Here is a 15,610-nt window from a genome sequence, read left to right on the forward strand (position 1 = left end):
GGCAACCCGCAGATTGCCGCCTTTCCTAGGCGTTCGCCGAAGTGTCCTACTTCTTGGCGACGGCTGCCTTCAGCTTGGAGCCGGCGGTCAGCTTGACGCTGTGGCCAGCGGCGATCTGGATGGTCTCGCCGGTCTGCGGGTTGCGGCCCGTGCGGGCGGCGCGGTCGGTGCGCTCGATGGCGAGCCAGCCCGGAATGGTGATCTTCTCGCCAGCGGCGACGGAAGTCTCGAAAACTTCGAACAGGGCATCGAGCACGGAGTTGACTGCAGCCTGGCTGGTGCCAGCCTTGCCAGCTACCTCGGAAACCAGTTCGCTACGGTTCTTAGCCATTTGTGTCCTCCTGGACTTTACGATTTTGGAGCTCACACACGGCATGTGTGCGAGCCACTGTTCGAAAACTTACCAGCTTGGGACGGCCCGGCCAGCAAATTCCGCGTGTTTCCGCGCTTTTTTGACCAAATTCACCCTATTTCGGGCGCTTTTGGGGGTCAATTCCGCCGCGGGCGAACTCCCCGGCTCCGGACGCTAGCTCACATATGGGGGGTCCTGACCGGACGCGAGCTCACATATCCCGGGCCCTAGCCGGACGCCCGCTCACATATCCCGGGCCCTAGCCGGACGCCCGCTCACATATCCCGGGCCCTAGCCGGACGCCCGCTCACATATCCCGGGCCCTAGCCGGACGCCCGCTCACATATCCCGGGCCCTAGCCGGACGCCCGCTCACATATCCCGGGCCCTAGCCGGACGCCCGCTCACATATCCCGGGCTCTAGCAGGACGCCTGCTCACATATCCCGGGCTCTAGCCGGACGCCTGCTCACTTCTGCTGAGGGCGGGGGAGGCCTGGGGTCCGTGGAAACCGTTCATACGTGAGCCGGGGTCTGCCAAAGGGGCCGGATATCTGGGCGGGGGTTTTGGGGGTGGGGGTGTGTTGTGGGTGTTTAAATGGGTCGGGCCCCGGCACGTGTGTGTCGGGGCCCGGCCGTTAATGGTTGTCCGGCGGTGTCCTACTCTCCCACACCCTCCCGGGTGCAGTACCATCGGCGCTGTGGGTCTTAGCTTCCGGGTTCGGAATGGGACCGGGCGTTTCCCCCACGCTATGACCGCCGTAACCTTGTTACCCGTCCCCGCACGGGTGCGGGGTGGGAAGACTGGTGGTTACAACTGTGGTGTTGTTATTCAGTTGTGGTTTGTTCCGGAACGGGTTGTTGTTCGGGAACCACATAGTGGACGCAAGCAGTGATCGTGTTTGTGTGGTGTAAGTTGTCGGCCTATTAGTACCGGTCAGCTTCAACAGTCTTTAGTCCTGTCTTCCACATCCGGCCTATCAACCCAGTGGTCTGGCTGGGGGCCTCTCACACACGAGGTGTATGGAAATCTCATCTTGAAGCGAGCTTCCCGCTTAGATGCTTTCAGCGGTTATCCCATCCGAACGTAGCTAATCAGCGGTGCACTTGGCAGTACAACTGACACACCAGAGGTTCGTCCGTCCCGGTCCTCTCGTACTAAGGACAGCCCTTCTCAAATTTCCTGCGCGCGCAGCGGATAGGGACCGAACTGTCTCACGACGTTCTAAACCCAGCTCGCGTACCGCTTTAATGGGCGAACAGCCCAACCCTTGGGACCTACTCCAGCCCCAGGATGCGACGAGCCGACATCGAGGTGCCAAACCATGCCGTCGATATGGACTCTTGGGCAAGATCAGCCTGTTATCCCCGAGGTACCTTTTATCCGTTGAGCGACGGCCATTCCACAATGTACCGCCGGATCACTAGTCCCGACTTTCGTCCCTGCTTGAGATGTCTCTCTCACAGTCAAGCTCCCTTGTGCACTTACACTCGACACCTGATTGCCAACCAGGCTGAGGGAACCTTTGGGCGCCTCCGTTACTTTTTAGGAGGCAACCGCCCCAGTTAAACTACCCATCAGGCACTGTCCCTGACCCGGATCACGGGCCGAAGTTAGATGTCCAAAGTGACCAGAGTGGTATTTCAACGATGACTCCACCCGAACTGGCGTCCGGGCTTCAACGTCTCCCACCTATCCTACACAAGCCACTCCGAACACCAATACCAAACTATAGTAAAGGTCTCGGGGTCTTTCCGTCCTGCTGCGCGTAACGAGCATCTTTACTCGTACTGCAATTTCGCCGAGTTTATGGTTGAGACAGCGGGGAAGTCGTTACTCCATTCGTGCAGGTCGGAACTTACCCGACAAGGAATTTCGCTACCTTAGGATGGTTATAGTTACCACCGCCGTTTACTGGGGCTTAAATTCTCAGCTTCGCCTTGCGGCTAACCGGTCCTCTTAACCTTCCAGCACCGGGCAGGAGTCAGTCCGTATACATCGTCTTGCGACTTCGCACGGACCTGTGTTTTTAGTAAACAGTCGCTTCCCCCTGGTCTCTGCGGCCCCGATCCCCTCCCACCAGCAAGTGGTGTTCAAGGTTGGGGCCCCCCTTCTCCCGAAGTTACGGGGGCATTTTGCCGAGTTCCTTAACCATAATTCTCTCGATCGCCTTGGTATTCTCTACCTGATCACCTGTGTCGGTTTGGGGTACGGGCGGCTGGAACCTCGCGCCGATGCTTTTCTAGGCAGCATAGGATCACCGGATCCCCCCATGACGGGGGTCCCATCAGATCTCAGGAACGTCATCAAAGACACAGCGACGGATTTGCCTATCGCTGACCCTACATCCTTAGACCGGGGCAACCATCGCCCGGCCCGGCTACCTTCCTGCGTCACACCTGTTAATACGCTTACCTCCCGGGATCAGGTCCCGCGCTCGGCCAAAACCCGCACACCACAAGGGTGATTGGGCAGGCTCCGGGCGGTTAGTATCCCCCGCTTGGCATGGGCGGTCCTTCGCCGGTACGGGAATATCAACCCGTTGTCCATCGACTACGCCTGTCGGCCTCGCCTTAGGTCCCGACTTACCCAGGGCAGATTAGCTTGACCCTGGAACCCTTGATCATTCGGCGGACGGGTTTCTCACCCGTCTTTCGCTACTCATGCCTGCATTCTCACTCGTGTAGGCTCCACCGCTGGTTTACACCGCGACTTCACCGCCCACACGACGCTCCCCTACCACTCCAGACGACTGAACCACGAAGGCTTGTCTACTATCTGAAATCCACAACTTCGGCGGTGTACTTGAGCCCCGCTACATTGTCGGCGCGGAATCACTTGACCAGTGAGCTATTACGCACTCTTTCAAGGATGGCTGCTTCTAAGCCAACCTCCTGGTTGTCTTCGCAACTCCACATCCTTTCCCACTTAGCACACGCTTAGGGGCCTTAGTTGGTGGTCTGGGCTGTTTCCCTCTCGACTATGAAGCTTATCCCCCACAGTCTCACTGCTGCGCTCTCACTTACCGGCATTCGGAGTTTGGCTGACGTCAGTAACCTTGTAGGGCCCATCGGCCATCCAGTAGCTCTACCTCCGGCAAGAAACACGCAACGCTGCACCTAAATGCATTTCGGGGAGAACCAGCTATCACGGAGTTTGATTGGCCTTTCACCCCTACCCACAGCTCATCCCCTCCATTTTCAACTGAAGTGGGTTCGGTCCTCCACGACGTCTTACCGTCGCTTCAACCTGGCCATGGGTAGATCACTCCGCTTCGGGTCTAGATCACGCCACTACACTCGCCCTGTTCAGACTCGCTTTCGCTACGGCTACCCCACACGGGTTAACCTCGCGACGTAACACTAACTCGCAGGCTCATTCTTCAAAAGGCACGCCGTCACCAGAATCAGACTGGCTCCGACGGATTGTAAGCACACGGTTTCAGGTACTGTTTCACTCCCCTCCCGGGGTACTTTTCACCTTTCCCTCACGGTACTGGTCCGCTATCGGTCATTAGGAAGTATTTAGGCTTATCAGGTGGTCCTGACAGATTCACACGGGATTTCTCGGGCCCCGTGCTACTTGGGATCCTCTCCAGGCGGCACACAACATTACGGTTACGGGGCTAACACCCTCTCCGGCCGGCCTTTCAAGACCGTTCACCTATGTCCATGCTCTCACCCCACCGGTCCGGCAGAACCAGTACGGAAAGTCCCACAACCCCGCCCATGCAACGCCCGCCGGCTATCACACATGGAACGGTTTAGCCTCATCCGCGTTCGCTCGCCACTACTAACGGAATCACTCTTGTTTTCTCTTCCTGCGGGTACTGAGATGTTTCACTTCCCCGCGTTCCCCCCACGCACCCTATGTGTTCAGATGCGGGTCACCAGATCACGCAAAACGCGTCTGGCGGGGTTTCCCCATTCGGACATCCTGGGATCACCGTTCGGTTATCAACTCCCCCAGGCTTATCGCAGATTCCTACGTCCTTCTTCGGCTCCTAATGCCAAGGCATCCACCGTGTGCCCTTAAAAACTTGACCACACAAGATCAAAAAACTTCTCGAGAGAACCAGACCCCCCACAAGGAAGGGCCGGGTTCATAAAAAGAAATTGCTGTAAGACACACACACCCCACCACCCCCCAAAAAAGGAGACAATGACCATGCGCGTGCCTAGATGCTCGCGTCCACTATGTAGTTCTCAAACAACAACCCCGTACCACACCCCCCGCACCGGCCACCCAAAAAGGGACAACCACCAAACGCACGGAAACAATGCAGCCAGGAAACCAGAAACACACAAACCCGCACCACGGAACCACGCAACCCAAACAGGCCACACACTCCCACGCCACGGCCCTGTTGCCTCAGGACCCAACAGTGTGCCAAACACGAAAACCGGACAACCCCCACCCGCACCGTTCCAAAACACTCGAAAGCATCCGTACTAGGGGCAGGAAAGAACCAACCGGCCGCTATCTGCTGATATTCCACCCATGAGCACCCACCGCAGAACAGACGCCTGCGCAATGGGCTTTGCTTCCACACACCCCCCACCCCGCCATGCGGCAGGACAGGAAGCGATAATGGTGCTCCTTAGAAAGGAGGTGATCCAGCCGCACCTTCCGGTACGGCTACCTTGTTACGACTTAGTCCCAATCGCCGGTCCCACCTTCGACGGCTCCCCCCACAAGGGTTAGGCCACCGGCTTCGGGTGTTACCAACTTTCGTGACTTGACGGGCGGTGTGTACAAGGCCCGGGAACGTATTCACCGCAGCGTTGCTGATCTGCGATTACTAGCGACTCCGACTTCATGGGGTCGAGTTGCAGACCCCAATCCGAACTGAGACCGGCTTTTTGGGATTAGCTCCACCTCACAGTATCGCAACCCTTTGTACCGGCCATTGTAGCATGCGTGAAGCCCAAGACATAAGGGGCATGATGATTTGACGTCGTCCCCACCTTCCTCCGAGTTGACCCCGGCAGTCTCCTATGAGTCCCCGCCATCACGCGCTGGCAACATAGAACGAGGGTTGCGCTCGTTGCGGGACTTAACCCAACATCTCACGACACGAGCTGACGACAACCATGCACCACCTGTAAACCGACCGCAAGCGGGGCACCTGTTTCCAGGCGTTACCGGTTCATGTCAAGCCTTGGTAAGGTTCTTCGCGTTGCATCGAATTAATCCGCATGCTCCGCCGCTTGTGCGGGCCCCCGTCAATTCCTTTGAGTTTTAGCCTTGCGGCCGTACTCCCCAGGCGGGGCACTTAATGCGTTAGCTACGGCGCGGAAAACGTGGAATGTCCCCCACACCTAGTGCCCAACGTTTACGGCATGGACTACCAGGGTATCTAATCCTGTTCGCTCCCCATGCTTTCGCTCCTCAGCGTCAGTTAATGCCCAGAGACCTGCCTTCGCCATCGGTGTTCCTCCTGATATCTGCGCATTTCACCGCTACACCAGGAATTCCAGTCTCCCCTACATCACTCTAGTCTGCCCGTACCCACTGCAGAACCGGAGTTGAGCCCCGGTCTTTCACAGCAGACGCGACAAACCGCCTACGAGCTCTTTACGCCCAATAATTCCGGATAACGCTTGCGCCCTACGTATTACCGCGGCTGCTGGCACGTAGTTAGCCGGCGCTTCTTCTGCAGGTACCGTCACTTTCGCTTCTTCCCTACTGAAAGAGGTTTACAACCCGAAGGCCGTCATCCCTCACGCGGCGTCGCTGCATCAGGCTTCCGCCCATTGTGCAATATTCCCCACTGCTGCCTCCCGTAGGAGTCTGGGCCGTGTCTCAGTCCCAGTGTGGCCGGTCACCCTCTCAGGCCGGCTACCCGTCGTCGCCTTGGTAGGCCATTACCCCACCAACAAGCTGATAGGCCGCGAGTCCATCCAAAACCGCAAAAGCTTTCCACCACCACACCATGCGGTGAGCGGTCGTATCCGGTATTAGACCCAGTTTCCCAGGCTTATCCCAGAGTCAAGGGCAGGTTACTCACGTGTTACTCACCCGTTCGCCACTAATCCCCCCAGCAAGCTGGAGATCATCGTTCGACTTGCATGTGTTAAGCACGCCGCCAGCGTTCATCCTGAGCCAGGATCAAACTCTCCGTTGAAGTAAAACAAAAACAGACACAACCACAACCACCGGAAATAACGGCAGAACGGCTGCACAAAATTTGAAACCAGCTGTAAAAAACCAGCCCCGCACCACGGAGGTGACACAGGACCAGCCAAAACAACCAATTTAATAAAAAATCGGTATCAACAAACTTGGCACACTATTGAGTTCTCAAACAACAGACACACCCGGCACCACCCACACCCCAAAGGGCCCAGACTCGCTCCGGAGCAACTTCCCAAACTTACCAGAACTGCCAAGATCAAGCAAATCAGCGTTTCCGCGATTCACTGCTCAACAGGGGTCCCCACCCATCCACAGCACGCTAACCAGCACGCCATTTCCAGGCCGTTTATCAGAGGGGGTCGGTCGCTATCTTTCCGCATCAGCGGCGGCGACTCGAACTACTTTACACACCCCCAAGACCCGGCGCAAATCACGCCTCAGGCGAGCAAGAACCGCGGTAATCCGGGACAGGACAGCCGGTTGCACGCAAAAAGAAGCCGCCGGCGTCGTAAATCGGCCCTGTGTGCTGCACCACTTAATCGCAAAGCAAAGAGACCCCCACGGCAAAACCCGGAACCGGCGCCTTAAACGCAAGAAGGGCCGGCAACCCAAACGGTTGCCGACCCTTCTAGTGCTTCTGGATTACCAGGAAGACTTGGTGATGCCCGGGAGCTCACCACGGTGAGCCATGTCGCGGAAGCGGACACGGGAGATACCGAACTTCTGGAAGGTACCGCGCGGGCGGCCGTCGATGATGTCGCGGTTACGCAGACGGATCGGCGAGGCGTTGCGGGGCAGCTTCTGCAGGCCGAGGCGAGCCTCTTCGCGTGCTTCGTCAGTCGCGTTGGCGTCAACCAGGGTCTTCTTCAGTTCGAGACGCTTGGCAGCGTAACGCTCAACGATGACCTTGCGCTGCTCGTTGCGAGCAATCTTGGACTTCTTAGCCATGTTTAGCGCTCCTCTCGGAATTCGACGTGCTGGCGGATCTTGGGGTCGTACTTCTTCAGGACCAGGCGGTCCGGGTCGTTACGACGGTTCTTGCGGGTTACGTAGGTGTAACCGGTTCCCGCAGTCGACTTCAGCTTGATGATCGGACGTACGTCCTTGTCTTTTGCCACTAGAGCTTCACCCCACGAGCCAGAACTTCGGCGACGACTGCGTCGATGCCGCGAACGTCGATGGTCTTGATGCCCTTGGCCGACAGGGTCAGCGTGACATTACGGCGCAGGGACGGAACCCAGTAGCGCTTCTTCTGGATGTTGGGGTCGAACCGACGCTTGTTGCGGCGGTGCGAGTGCGAAATGCTGTGTCCAAAGCCCGGCTCGGCTCCGGTCACCTGGCAGTTTGCTGCCATGACGACTCTCCTAAAAAATAAAATGAAACGGCCAGCAGAGTTCCTGCTTCCCGTGCAATAGGCGACGTCCGCAACCAGTCCACACCGTTTTCGGTAGTTCCCGCGGGCTGGATCCCTCGGCTGAAACCAGCCAAAGATCACCGCTGCGGCGAAGGTAGTGGGTCCGGACAACAGGCCGGAATACTGGGCGAATACTGGAATGCACGCAACTTGAGCCCCTAACTACCGGCCCGCGGATCTCCTGTTGTTGCCAACAGTCACCGCCAACCGGAGCAATTGCACACGCTCCGCGCCACCTAGCGCCTAATAAGTCTAGGGGCTGGGGGAAATTAAGACCAATCGGGTGTATAAGAACCAAGTGATCAACTCATAAGCGGGGGCAAGGCCCTTCACAGGAGAACGAAAGGTTGAGAGTTCAATCTTGAGACATGAAGTCACAACTCCTCGCCTCCCCAGGCCAACGTGTGGGTATGTCCCCGGGTCAGCCTCCAGCGCCCGCTGGGCGTAAATCCACCAAGGGAAGGTTCGCTGCGCAGCATCGCCGACGCATGTTCCGGACGGACATGCTCACCGTTGCGCTGTGGGCTTCCCTCGCAGCGGCCTTGGCGTTGTGGCTCGCCGACGGCGGGATGTCGTCCGTCGGGAACCTCACCCAAGCGGTTACCGCCGTCGGGATCCTGGCCGGGCTTGCCGGCATGGATCTGGTCTTCCTGATGCTTCTCCTCGCGGCACGCCTGCCGTTCGTGGACGGCGCGGTGGGACACGACAGGGCGTTGGAGTTCCACCGGAAGCTAGGCAAACCGGCGCTCTACCTGTTGCTGGCGCACGGACTTCTCCTGGCGACCGGCTACGGCATGGCCGAAGGCCTGAATCCCGTGAGCGAGGCTGTCGCGCTCTGGACGCTGGTACCCGATATGTGGCTGGCATTCGTATCCATGGCATTGTTCATTGCCGTGGTGGTCACCTCGCTTGTGGCTGTTCGGCGCCGCTTTCCCTACGAATTCTGGTACTTCGTCCACCTGCTCACGTATTTGGCGGTGGCGGTAGCCCTTCCGCACCAGTTCAGTGTGGGCGGTTTGTTCGCCGAAGGAACCTGGCAGCGCTGGTACTGGCTGCTGCTCTACATTGGATCAGGCTCGGCGCTGGCTTGGTTCCGTATTGCCCAACCGGTGATAGCCACCTACCGGCACCAGCTGACGGTGCGGCGCGTGGTGCCCCTTGCGCCCGGCGTCTTCAGCATCGAAATGAGCGGCCTGCGATTGAACGAATTGTCGGGAAACGGCGGCCGGTTCTTCGTGTGGCGCTTCCTCGCTCCCGGCATGTGGTGGCAGGCGCATCCGTTCAGCTTGTCCGCGGAACCACAGGTGGGGAAATCGTCGCGGCAACCCACCTTGAGGATCACTGTCCGGAATCTGGGTGCAGGCTCGGCCCGCTTGGCTTCGCTCAAACCAGGAACCAAGGTAGCCATCGAAGGCCCCTACGGTGTCTTCAGCTCGGCGGCCCGCAGCCGGGAACACGTCGTCATGATCGGCGCAGGAATCGGAATCACGCCCCTCCGTGCCCTCCTGGAATCCACGCCCTTCGGGCCCGGCCAGGCGACCGTCTTGTTGCGCGGCAGCAGCACGGAAGAGCTATTCCTTGGCGACGAGATCCTGGAATTGTGCCGGAAGCGCGGTGCCACGCTCTTCCACCTGACCGGCCCGCGGTCGGCGAATCCTCAAAGCGCCTGGCTGCCTGCCTCTGCCGGCACCTCGCAGTTGCGGGACTTCGTTCCGGACATCACTGATGCGGATGTCTACATCTGCGGCCCTTCCGCTTGGGCCCGCCAGGTGCTGGCCGAGGCGAAAAGGTCCGGCGTGCGGGAGGAGCAACTCCACTACGAAAGGTTTGACTGGTGAGACTCAGGGCAGGAATTTCAGCAGCGCTAGCGTCGGCGGCCATCCTCCTCGTCGGTTGGCAGGCGGGCGCGCACGTGGCGGAATCGAACGCATCGGCGGTCACGACCTCCTCAGCCGGAACCGCCGGCGGAACCGCCCCCAGTACGGGCTCGACGGCGAATGGAACCACCGGGAGCAGCGCTTCCGGATCGTCCTCGGGAACCGGAGCAGGCTCGAGTTCCGGCACAGGCTCCACTTCCGGCACGGGCTCGAGTTCCAGCTCCACCCTGGGAGCCACGGCCAAGGCGGGCGGCACCTACGCAGGAACGGCAGTGGAGACGCGCTTCGGAACAGTCCAGGTCCAGGTAACCATCAAGGCCGGCGTCATCACGGATGTCACAGCCCTGCATCTGACTGACCAAGAGCAACGATCCGTCCAGATCAGCGCCAGGGCTGCACCCCTTCTGCGATCCGAAGTGCTGAGCGCCCAATCGGCGAACGTGCAGACCATTGGCGGCGCCACCTTTACCAGCGAGGCCTATCTGACATCGCTCCAGGCGGCCCTCGATGCAGCCCATTTCTAAGCCCAACGCGCGCGGACCGGGCAGTGCGGAGCCCCGCCTTCCTTCCCGCACGTTCACGAGCATGGGCACCGTGGTGAGCATCGCAATCCCACGTGCTCCAGGGACGGCCCCCCAAGCTGCGGTAGAAGAGCTCGAGGCGGCAACCGCCGTCGTCGAGCAGTTGTTCAACGCCTTGGACCGGACGTTTAGTCTCTACCGTCCCGACTCGGAGGCAAGTGCGATGGCGCGCGGCGAGCTGGCCCTGAAGGACGCATCTACGGACATGCGACGGCTGTATGTCGAGGCGGCCGAATGGCGCAACCTCACCGAAGGTGCGTTCACGGCGGAACGGCCCGACGGCGTCGTGGACTTGGCGGGGATCGTCAAGGCACATGCCATCCGGGAAGCCGGAACGTCGTTGCTCGCACTCGGCCTGAAGGATTGGTGCCTCAATGCCGGCGGGGACGTCCTGGTACACGGTTCGCCGACGCCGGGCAGCGTGCAGTCGTGGCTCGCAGGGATCGTTGACCCGCAGGATCGGACGACGGTTCTGACCGCGTTTCCGCTCAGTGACGCGTGCAAGCAGGCGCTCGCGACCTCAGGAACCAGCGAACGCGGCCACCACATTTGGTCAGCCGGCCTCCCGGCGACGCGGGACAAGGGCTTCCGCCAGGTTTCGGTGGCAGCTGCCGACATCATCACGGCCGATGTACTGGCCACGGCCATCATGGCCGGCGGCCTAGGGGCCCTCACGCTGGCGACCTCCCACTGGGACGTGGACGTGCTCGCTGTGAAGAACGACGGCGGACTGCTTGCGACACCGGGTTTCCGGAACGTTGCTGCCCGGAACAGTTAGGGACGGGTGAGCTGGGGGTACTTCGGGCTGAGGCCATCACCTGAGGACTTGCCCGTAACGCGGCGGACGACCCACGGTGCGGCGTGTTCACGGGCCCAACGCGCGTTGGCCCGCAACGCTTCCACCCGCGCAAGCTGTGGTTGTGTGACGGGAGGCGGGACCTCGAGGGAACCTTCGTGCTCCAGGACCGCCAGGACCCGGTTGGCCATGTTGATATGACCAGCAGTGGACATGTGCATCCGGTCCTGCGCCCACATATGCCAGTCGTGGTATTCGCTGAAGCGCCAGTAGTCCACCACCAAAGCACCGTGGTTTTCGGCGATTTCCCGCAGCAACTCGTTATAGATCGCGGTGCGTCCGCGCATGGTGCCGAAAACCTTGGAACTGCGGGCGTCGAAACCCGTAAAGAGAAGCAACGTAGCGCCAGTGGCACTTAGTTTCTCAATACCGGCTTCGTAGTCCTCCATGAGCCTGTCGATATCGACCTTGGGGCGGAAGATGTCGTTTGCTCCCGCGTACAGGGTCACCAGCGTTGGTTGAAGCGCGACGGCGGCGTCCACCTGTTCTGCCATGACTTGCCGGAGCTTCTTGCCACGGATGGCCAAATTGGCGTAGCCGAAATTGTCGTTGCTTCGGGCCAGCTGCTGGGCAACGAGGTCCGCCCATCCCCTGACTCCGTTAGGTCGCGAGGGGTCGGCGTCGCCAAGTCCTTCGGTGAACGAGTCACCCAATGCCACATACCGGGCAGAAAAATCCATGGCGCCAGTCTTTCATCAGTGCGGGGCGGCCGTCACGCGCGGCGCCGGATGCGCAGCGTACGGCGACCGTGTTTGCCGGCTCAGCGGGCGCGGCTCAGTGTTCGCGCAGGATCCAGTGATCGTCGTCCAGGCGGGCCACGATCTTCTCGCCGATCCGCGCGAGGTCCGCAACGTCGTCGTCGGTCATGGCGTCCAGCATCAACGCGCGGACGGCATCCACATGCCCCGGGGCGAGGGACACGATGGTGTCCATGCCGGCCTCCGTCAGGTGCGCCACGGTGACACGGGCATCACCCGGATGGGCCTCGCGCTCCACCCAACCGCGTCCTTGGAGCTTGGTGACAACGTGCGACAACCTGGACAAGGAAGCGCTGGTGCGGGCGGCAAGCTCACTCATGGGCAGGAAACGCCCCTCCGCTTCGGACAGCATGGCGAGCACGTTGTAGTCGAACAGCGACAATTTGCCGGCCGCCTGCAGTTGGGTGTCCAGGGCTGCCGGCAGCAGGGTGTTGATGCTCAAGAGGGCCAGCCAGGCACGGCGTTCGTCGGCGTTGAGCCAGCGCGGTTCGGTCATGGATTCATCTTAGAAGGAAATTAATGCTTGACACTTCAACTTAAGGCCGTTATTGTTTTAGTTGAAGCTTCAAGTAAATGAATGTAACCCGATCATGAGCACTCAAGCAAAGGAAACAACAATGGCTGCCATCACCATCATCGGCACCGGCAACATGGCGTCCGGCATTGCGGCCCGCGCGGCCGTGGCAGGCAAGAGCGTCCAGATCCTCAGCCGCGATGCAAGCTCTGCTGCTGCGCTTGCGGCAACGGTCAACGGAACTTCCGGCATCACCGGATCCCCCGTGGAAGGCAGCATCGTGGTGCTGGCCGCTCCGTTCGACGCCTCCAAAGCAGTCCTTAGTTCCTATGGCTCAGCGCTCAACGGCAAGACCATCGTGGACATCTCCAACCCCGTGAACTTCGAAACCTTCGATTCCCTCACTGTCCCCGCCGGAACCTCGGCGGCCGAAGAACTCCAGGCCCTGGCCCCGGGTGCGTCGGTGGTCAAGGCGTTCAACACCGTCTTCGCGGCCACGCTCGCGGACGGCGAAGTGGACGGCCAGACCCTCGATGTGCTGGTCGCGGGCGACGACGCCGAGGCGACTGCCGCCGTCGTCGACTTCGTCAAAGGTGCTGGCCTGCGCCCGGTCAACGTCGGCCCGCTGCGCCGCTCGCGTGAGCTCGAAGCCTTCCAGTTGCTCGTCATGACGCTGCAGGTCAGCGACGCCCACCCCGACTACAACTGGAACTCCGCGGTCAAGCTCCTGCCGTAGTTCATTGCGCTCTCGGAGGGCGGCCCGTTTTGGCCGCCCTCCGCGTTGTAGGCTGGGCGGCATGTTCGTGGTTTCGCTGACCTACAAAGTTCCCGACGAGATCGTCGATTTCCACCGCCCAGCACACATGGATTGGGTCAAAGAAGCGTTCGACGCCGGCACTTTCGTTGCGTCCGGACGTCGCGTTCCGGCCATCGGGGGCGTGCTATTGTCCAACGTCGACCGTGCAACGCTGGACGCTTCCCTGGCTACGGATCCGTTCTACATCAACGGGGTGGCCGACTTCGAGATCATCGAATTCACGGTCACCACGGCGTCCACGGGTTTCGAAAACCTGTTGGACTAGTCAGGTTGGGGGCGTATGGGGCGTCACGCAGAGCACATTTTTGGCGCCTCGACTCGGCGAAAACCCCGGAAATTCGCGGCTTCGATGCCCGTCCGCAGCCAAAAAGTTGTCAGGCGTGACGCTGACGCTTCAAATCCGGACCGGTTCAGGGTAAGTCCCCAAGCGCTCCGGCAAGACGACCGGCATCAGGGCCGGCCACCGCGCGCTCAGGTGATCGCCGCTCGAAACTCCCCTGAGACGACGCGAAAGCCAGGGTGCCACATCGCGCCGAAGCCACGCGGCGTCGTCGGCCATTATGGCGGCGCGGCTCCGCGGTTGCAGCGGCCCAAGCACCGGTGAACCCAGCGAGTGCGGGGCGCCCAACACCTCCAAGACCTTCTTGGCCATGTATTCGTGTCCGATGCCGGACATGTGCAGCCGGTCGGGAGCCCACATGCGGCGGTCCTGGTACTTTTCGAAGCACCAATGGTCCACCAGAAGTGTTCCGTAGGCTGCGGAAATGCGCCGGATGTGTTTGTTGAAGACGGCCGTGCGCAGCTTAAGCGGCTCCAACACCGGCGAGAGCGGCACGTTGTACTCGGTGAACAGCAGGACTTGGGCACCAGTTTGCGCGATCCGGGCAACGGCGTCCTCGAACCCGCGGACCAGCAGGCGCATGTCCAGTCGTGCGCCGAGGAGATCGTTGCCTCCGGCGTGGAAACTGACGAGCGTGGGAGCCATCGCGAGCGCCGGCTCAAGTTGTTCAACGACGATCTGCCTGAGCCGACGGCCGCGGAGGGCCAGATTGGCGTACTGCGTCTGGGGCCGGTGCCTGGACAGTTCCTCAGCCACACGGTCGGCCCAGCCGCGGCAGTCGTTGGGGAGGCGAAGGTCGGTGTCGCCGACGCCTTCGGTGAAGGAATCTCCGACCGCGACGAATCGCAGCGGTGTATGTGTGGCCATGGTCATGTCCCCCCGTTGTTTTGGGCTGTTCCTCGCGCCTTGCTTCCCGAGTCGGTGGCAGCTGCCGCGGCTTGGCGTTCTGCGAGCTTCCGAAGCCCGGCCTTCCGCGGCACCTTCACGGGCTCCGGCCAGCGTGGGCCCAGGCTGTCGCCGAGCGTGACGCCGCGAAGCTTCCGGCCGAACAAGGGCACGACCCAGTCGTTCACCCAGCGGCGCTGGCGACGTTCCCAGTCGCGAAGCTTGAGCCGCTGTGGCGGTTCCCAGTCCTTGGGCGAGAACTTGTGGGGTACGCCGAGGTGGTCCAGGACCTGCGACGCCATGTATTTGTGTCCAGCCTTGGACATGTGGAGGCGGTCTGAGGCCCACATCCGGCGGTCGTGGTAGGCGTCAAGGCACCAATAGTCCACCAGCACGGCCCCGTACTTGGCGGCCAGTTCGCGGACGCGTTCGTTGTACAGGGCGTTCCGCTTCTTGAAGGGTTCCAGCACGGCCGAGACCTTGACGTCGTACCCCGTGAACAAGACCAACGTGGCTCCCGTGGCTGCGAGGCGGGCCACGAGCCTTTCGTACTCGGCCATGAGGATGTCCATGTCCGTGCCGAAATCCAGGATGTCGTTGCCACCTGCGTAAAGCGTGATGAGCGTCGGTTCCATGGCCAGTGCCCGGCCCAACTGTTCCTCAACGACATGCCGGAGGCGCTTGCTCCGCACGGCAAGATTCGCATACTCCCAGCCAGGTTCGGCCTTGGCGAGTTTCTCGGCAACGCGGTCGGCCCAGCCCCGGACGCCGTTCGGCAGGGCCTCGTTCCGGTCCCCCACGCCCTCGGTGAAGGAATCGCCCAAGGCAACAAACCGCCGTCGTCCGTTCTGGTCAGCATGAAGCACGTTCCCAGCCACCACGCCAGCGTAGCCCCGCCCGGTTGCCCCCCGGCAAAGCCCAGGTTAATTCGACGCCCGCTCACCTATGAGCCATTTTGACCGAACGCCCGCTCACCTATGGCGTGTTTCGGGCAAACGCCCGCTCACATGAGGTGAGCGGGCGTTCCGGCTTTTGGCTGTATACGTGAGCGAGCGTCAGGGAAAGTGACGATATACGTGA

General features: G+C 60.8%; 13 protein-coding genes and 3 rRNA genes. 5 read left to right on the forward strand and 11 right to left on the reverse strand.

Going from position 1 to position 15,610, the window contains the following annotated elements; genetic code table 11:
• Positions 1-46: 46 nt before the first annotated feature.
• The 7 genes from LFT47_RS19730 to rpmB all read right to left on the reverse strand — a co-directional run bounded on the left by LFT47_RS19730 (position 47) and on the right by rpmB (position 7,842).
• A complete protein-coding gene (locus LFT47_RS19730) occupies positions 47-331 on the reverse strand; it encodes an HU family DNA-binding protein (protein WP_184739845.1) in 285 nt (94 codons plus the stop codon).
• 665 nt (positions 332-996) lie between these two features.
• Positions 997-1,113, reverse strand: a 5S ribosomal RNA gene (gene rrf, locus LFT47_RS19735).
• Between the two features lie 142 nt (positions 1,114-1,255).
• Positions 1,256-4,395 (reverse strand): 23S ribosomal RNA (locus LFT47_RS19740).
• 559 nt (positions 4,396-4,954) lie between these two features.
• A 16S ribosomal RNA gene (locus LFT47_RS19745) occupies positions 4,955-6,477 on the reverse strand.
• The 16S, 23S and 5S rRNA genes sit together here, the layout of an rRNA operon.
• A 653-nt stretch (positions 6,478-7,130) precedes the next feature.
• Positions 7,131-7,436 carry a 30S ribosomal protein S14 gene (gene rpsN / locus LFT47_RS19750; protein ID WP_028267656.1) on the reverse strand — a complete coding sequence of 102 codons (306 nt, stop codon included), beginning with the start codon at positions 7,434-7,436 and terminating at the stop codon, positions 7,131-7,133.
• A gap of 2 nt (positions 7,437-7,438) precedes the next feature.
• Positions 7,439-7,606 carry a 50S ribosomal protein L33 gene (gene rpmG / locus LFT47_RS19755; protein WP_003798558.1) on the reverse strand — a complete coding sequence of 56 codons (168 nt, stop codon included), beginning with the start codon at positions 7,604-7,606 and terminating at the stop codon, positions 7,439-7,441.
• Complete coding sequence (gene rpmB, locus LFT47_RS19760) at positions 7,606-7,842, reverse strand: 50S ribosomal protein L28 (RefSeq protein WP_078107326.1); 237 nt, start codon at positions 7,840-7,842, stop codon at positions 7,606-7,608. Before rpmB ends, rpmG begins: the two co-directional genes overlap by 1 nt.
• Before the next feature lie 428 nt (positions 7,843-8,270).
• On the opposite strand from rpmB, the gene LFT47_RS19765 reads away from it, so the two are divergent.
• Genes LFT47_RS19765 through LFT47_RS19775 form a run of 3 tightly spaced genes read left to right on the forward strand, consistent with a single transcriptional unit; the run spans position 8,271 to position 11,138 of the window.
• The gene (locus LFT47_RS19765) at positions 8,271-9,740 is read left to right on the forward strand and encodes a ferredoxin reductase family protein (RefSeq protein ID WP_236813394.1); all 1,470 of its coding nucleotides are present in this window, start codon (positions 8,271-8,273) and stop codon (positions 9,738-9,740) included.
• The gene (locus LFT47_RS19770) at positions 9,737-10,303 is read left to right on the forward strand and encodes an FMN-binding protein (protein WP_236813396.1); all 567 of its coding nucleotides are present in this window, start codon (positions 9,737-9,739) and stop codon (positions 10,301-10,303) included. Before LFT47_RS19765 ends, LFT47_RS19770 begins: the two co-directional genes overlap by 4 nt.
• Positions 10,287-11,138: an FAD:protein FMN transferase gene (locus tag LFT47_RS19775; RefSeq protein WP_336885422.1), complete on the forward strand. Its 852-nt coding sequence runs from the start codon at positions 10,287-10,289 to the stop codon at positions 11,136-11,138. Before LFT47_RS19770 ends, LFT47_RS19775 begins: the two co-directional genes overlap by 17 nt.
• Here the strand turns inward: LFT47_RS19775 and LFT47_RS19780 are convergent.
• Complete coding sequence (locus tag LFT47_RS19780) at positions 11,135-11,896, reverse strand: SGNH/GDSL hydrolase family protein (RefSeq protein ID WP_236813398.1); 762 nt, start codon at positions 11,894-11,896, stop codon at positions 11,135-11,137. The two genes, LFT47_RS19775 and LFT47_RS19780, sit on opposite strands and share 4 nt — an antisense overlap.
• Before the next feature lie 94 nt (positions 11,897-11,990).
• On the reverse strand, positions 11,991-12,470 hold the full coding sequence (locus tag LFT47_RS19785; protein WP_236813400.1) for a MarR family winged helix-turn-helix transcriptional regulator: 480 nt from the start codon (positions 12,468-12,470) through the stop codon (positions 11,991-11,993).
• Positions 12,471-12,564: 94 nt separating this feature from the next.
• Between LFT47_RS19785 and LFT47_RS19790 the strand changes: the two genes are divergently transcribed.
• Together LFT47_RS19790 and LFT47_RS19795 are read left to right on the forward strand one after the other, a co-directional pair.
• Complete coding sequence (locus tag LFT47_RS19790; RefSeq protein ID WP_236813402.1) at positions 12,565-13,224, forward strand: NADPH-dependent F420 reductase; 660 nt, start codon at positions 12,565-12,567, stop codon at positions 13,222-13,224.
• A 61-nt stretch (positions 13,225-13,285) separates the two neighbouring features.
• Positions 13,286-13,570, forward strand: a complete 285-nt coding sequence (locus LFT47_RS19795; RefSeq protein WP_236813404.1) for a YciI family protein — start codon at positions 13,286-13,288, stop codon at positions 13,568-13,570.
• A 129-nt stretch (positions 13,571-13,699) separates the two neighbouring features.
• Here the strand turns inward: LFT47_RS19795 and LFT47_RS19800 are convergent, their stop codons facing one another.
• The gene (locus tag LFT47_RS19800; protein WP_236813406.1) at positions 13,700-14,512 is read right to left on the reverse strand and encodes an SGNH/GDSL hydrolase family protein; all 813 of its coding nucleotides are present in this window, start codon (positions 14,510-14,512) and stop codon (positions 13,700-13,702) included.
• 2 nt (positions 14,513-14,514) lie between these two features.
• Entirely contained in the window at positions 14,515-15,408 is an 894-nt protein-coding gene (locus LFT47_RS19805) for an SGNH/GDSL hydrolase family protein (RefSeq protein WP_236813408.1), read from the reverse strand.
• Positions 15,409-15,610 lie beyond the last annotated feature (202 nt).

It is taken from the genome of Arthrobacter sp. FW306-2-2C-D06B, assembly GCF_021789175.1.
Classification (GTDB): Bacteria; Actinomycetota; Actinomycetes; order Actinomycetales; family Micrococcaceae; genus Arthrobacter.

Excerpts from the sequence above, each read along its gene's own strand:
- LFT47_RS19730 (WP_184739845.1), bottom strand. The coding sequence starts at position 331 with ATGGCTAAGAACCGTAGCGAACTGGTTTCCGAGGTAGCTGGCAAGGCT.
- rpsN (WP_028267656.1), bottom strand. The coding sequence starts at position 7,436 with ATGGCTAAGAAGTCCAAGATTGCTCGCAACGAGCAGCGCAAGGTCATC.
- rpmB (WP_078107326.1), bottom strand. The coding sequence starts at position 7,842 with ATGGCAGCAAACTGCCAGGTGACCGGAGCCGAGCCGGGCTTTGGACAC.
- LFT47_RS19765 (WP_236813394.1), top strand. The coding sequence starts at position 8,271 with ATGAAGTCACAACTCCTCGCCTCCCCAGGCCAACGTGTGGGTATGTCC.
- LFT47_RS19775 (WP_336885422.1), top strand. The coding sequence starts at position 10,287 with ATGCAGCCCATTTCTAAGCCCAACGCGCGCGGACCGGGCAGTGCGGAG.
- LFT47_RS19780 (WP_236813398.1), bottom strand. The coding sequence starts at position 11,896 with ATGGATTTTTCTGCCCGGTATGTGGCATTGGGTGACTCGTTCACCGAA.
- LFT47_RS19785 (WP_236813400.1), bottom strand. The coding sequence starts at position 12,470 with ATGACCGAACCGCGCTGGCTCAACGCCGACGAACGCCGTGCCTGGCTG.
- LFT47_RS19790 (WP_236813402.1), top strand. The coding sequence starts at position 12,565 with ATGAGCACTCAAGCAAAGGAAACAACAATGGCTGCCATCACCATCATC.
- LFT47_RS19795 (WP_236813404.1), top strand. The coding sequence starts at position 13,286 with ATGTTCGTGGTTTCGCTGACCTACAAAGTTCCCGACGAGATCGTCGAT.
- LFT47_RS19800 (WP_236813406.1), bottom strand. The coding sequence starts at position 14,512 with ATGGCCACACATACACCGCTGCGATTCGTCGCGGTCGGAGATTCCTTC.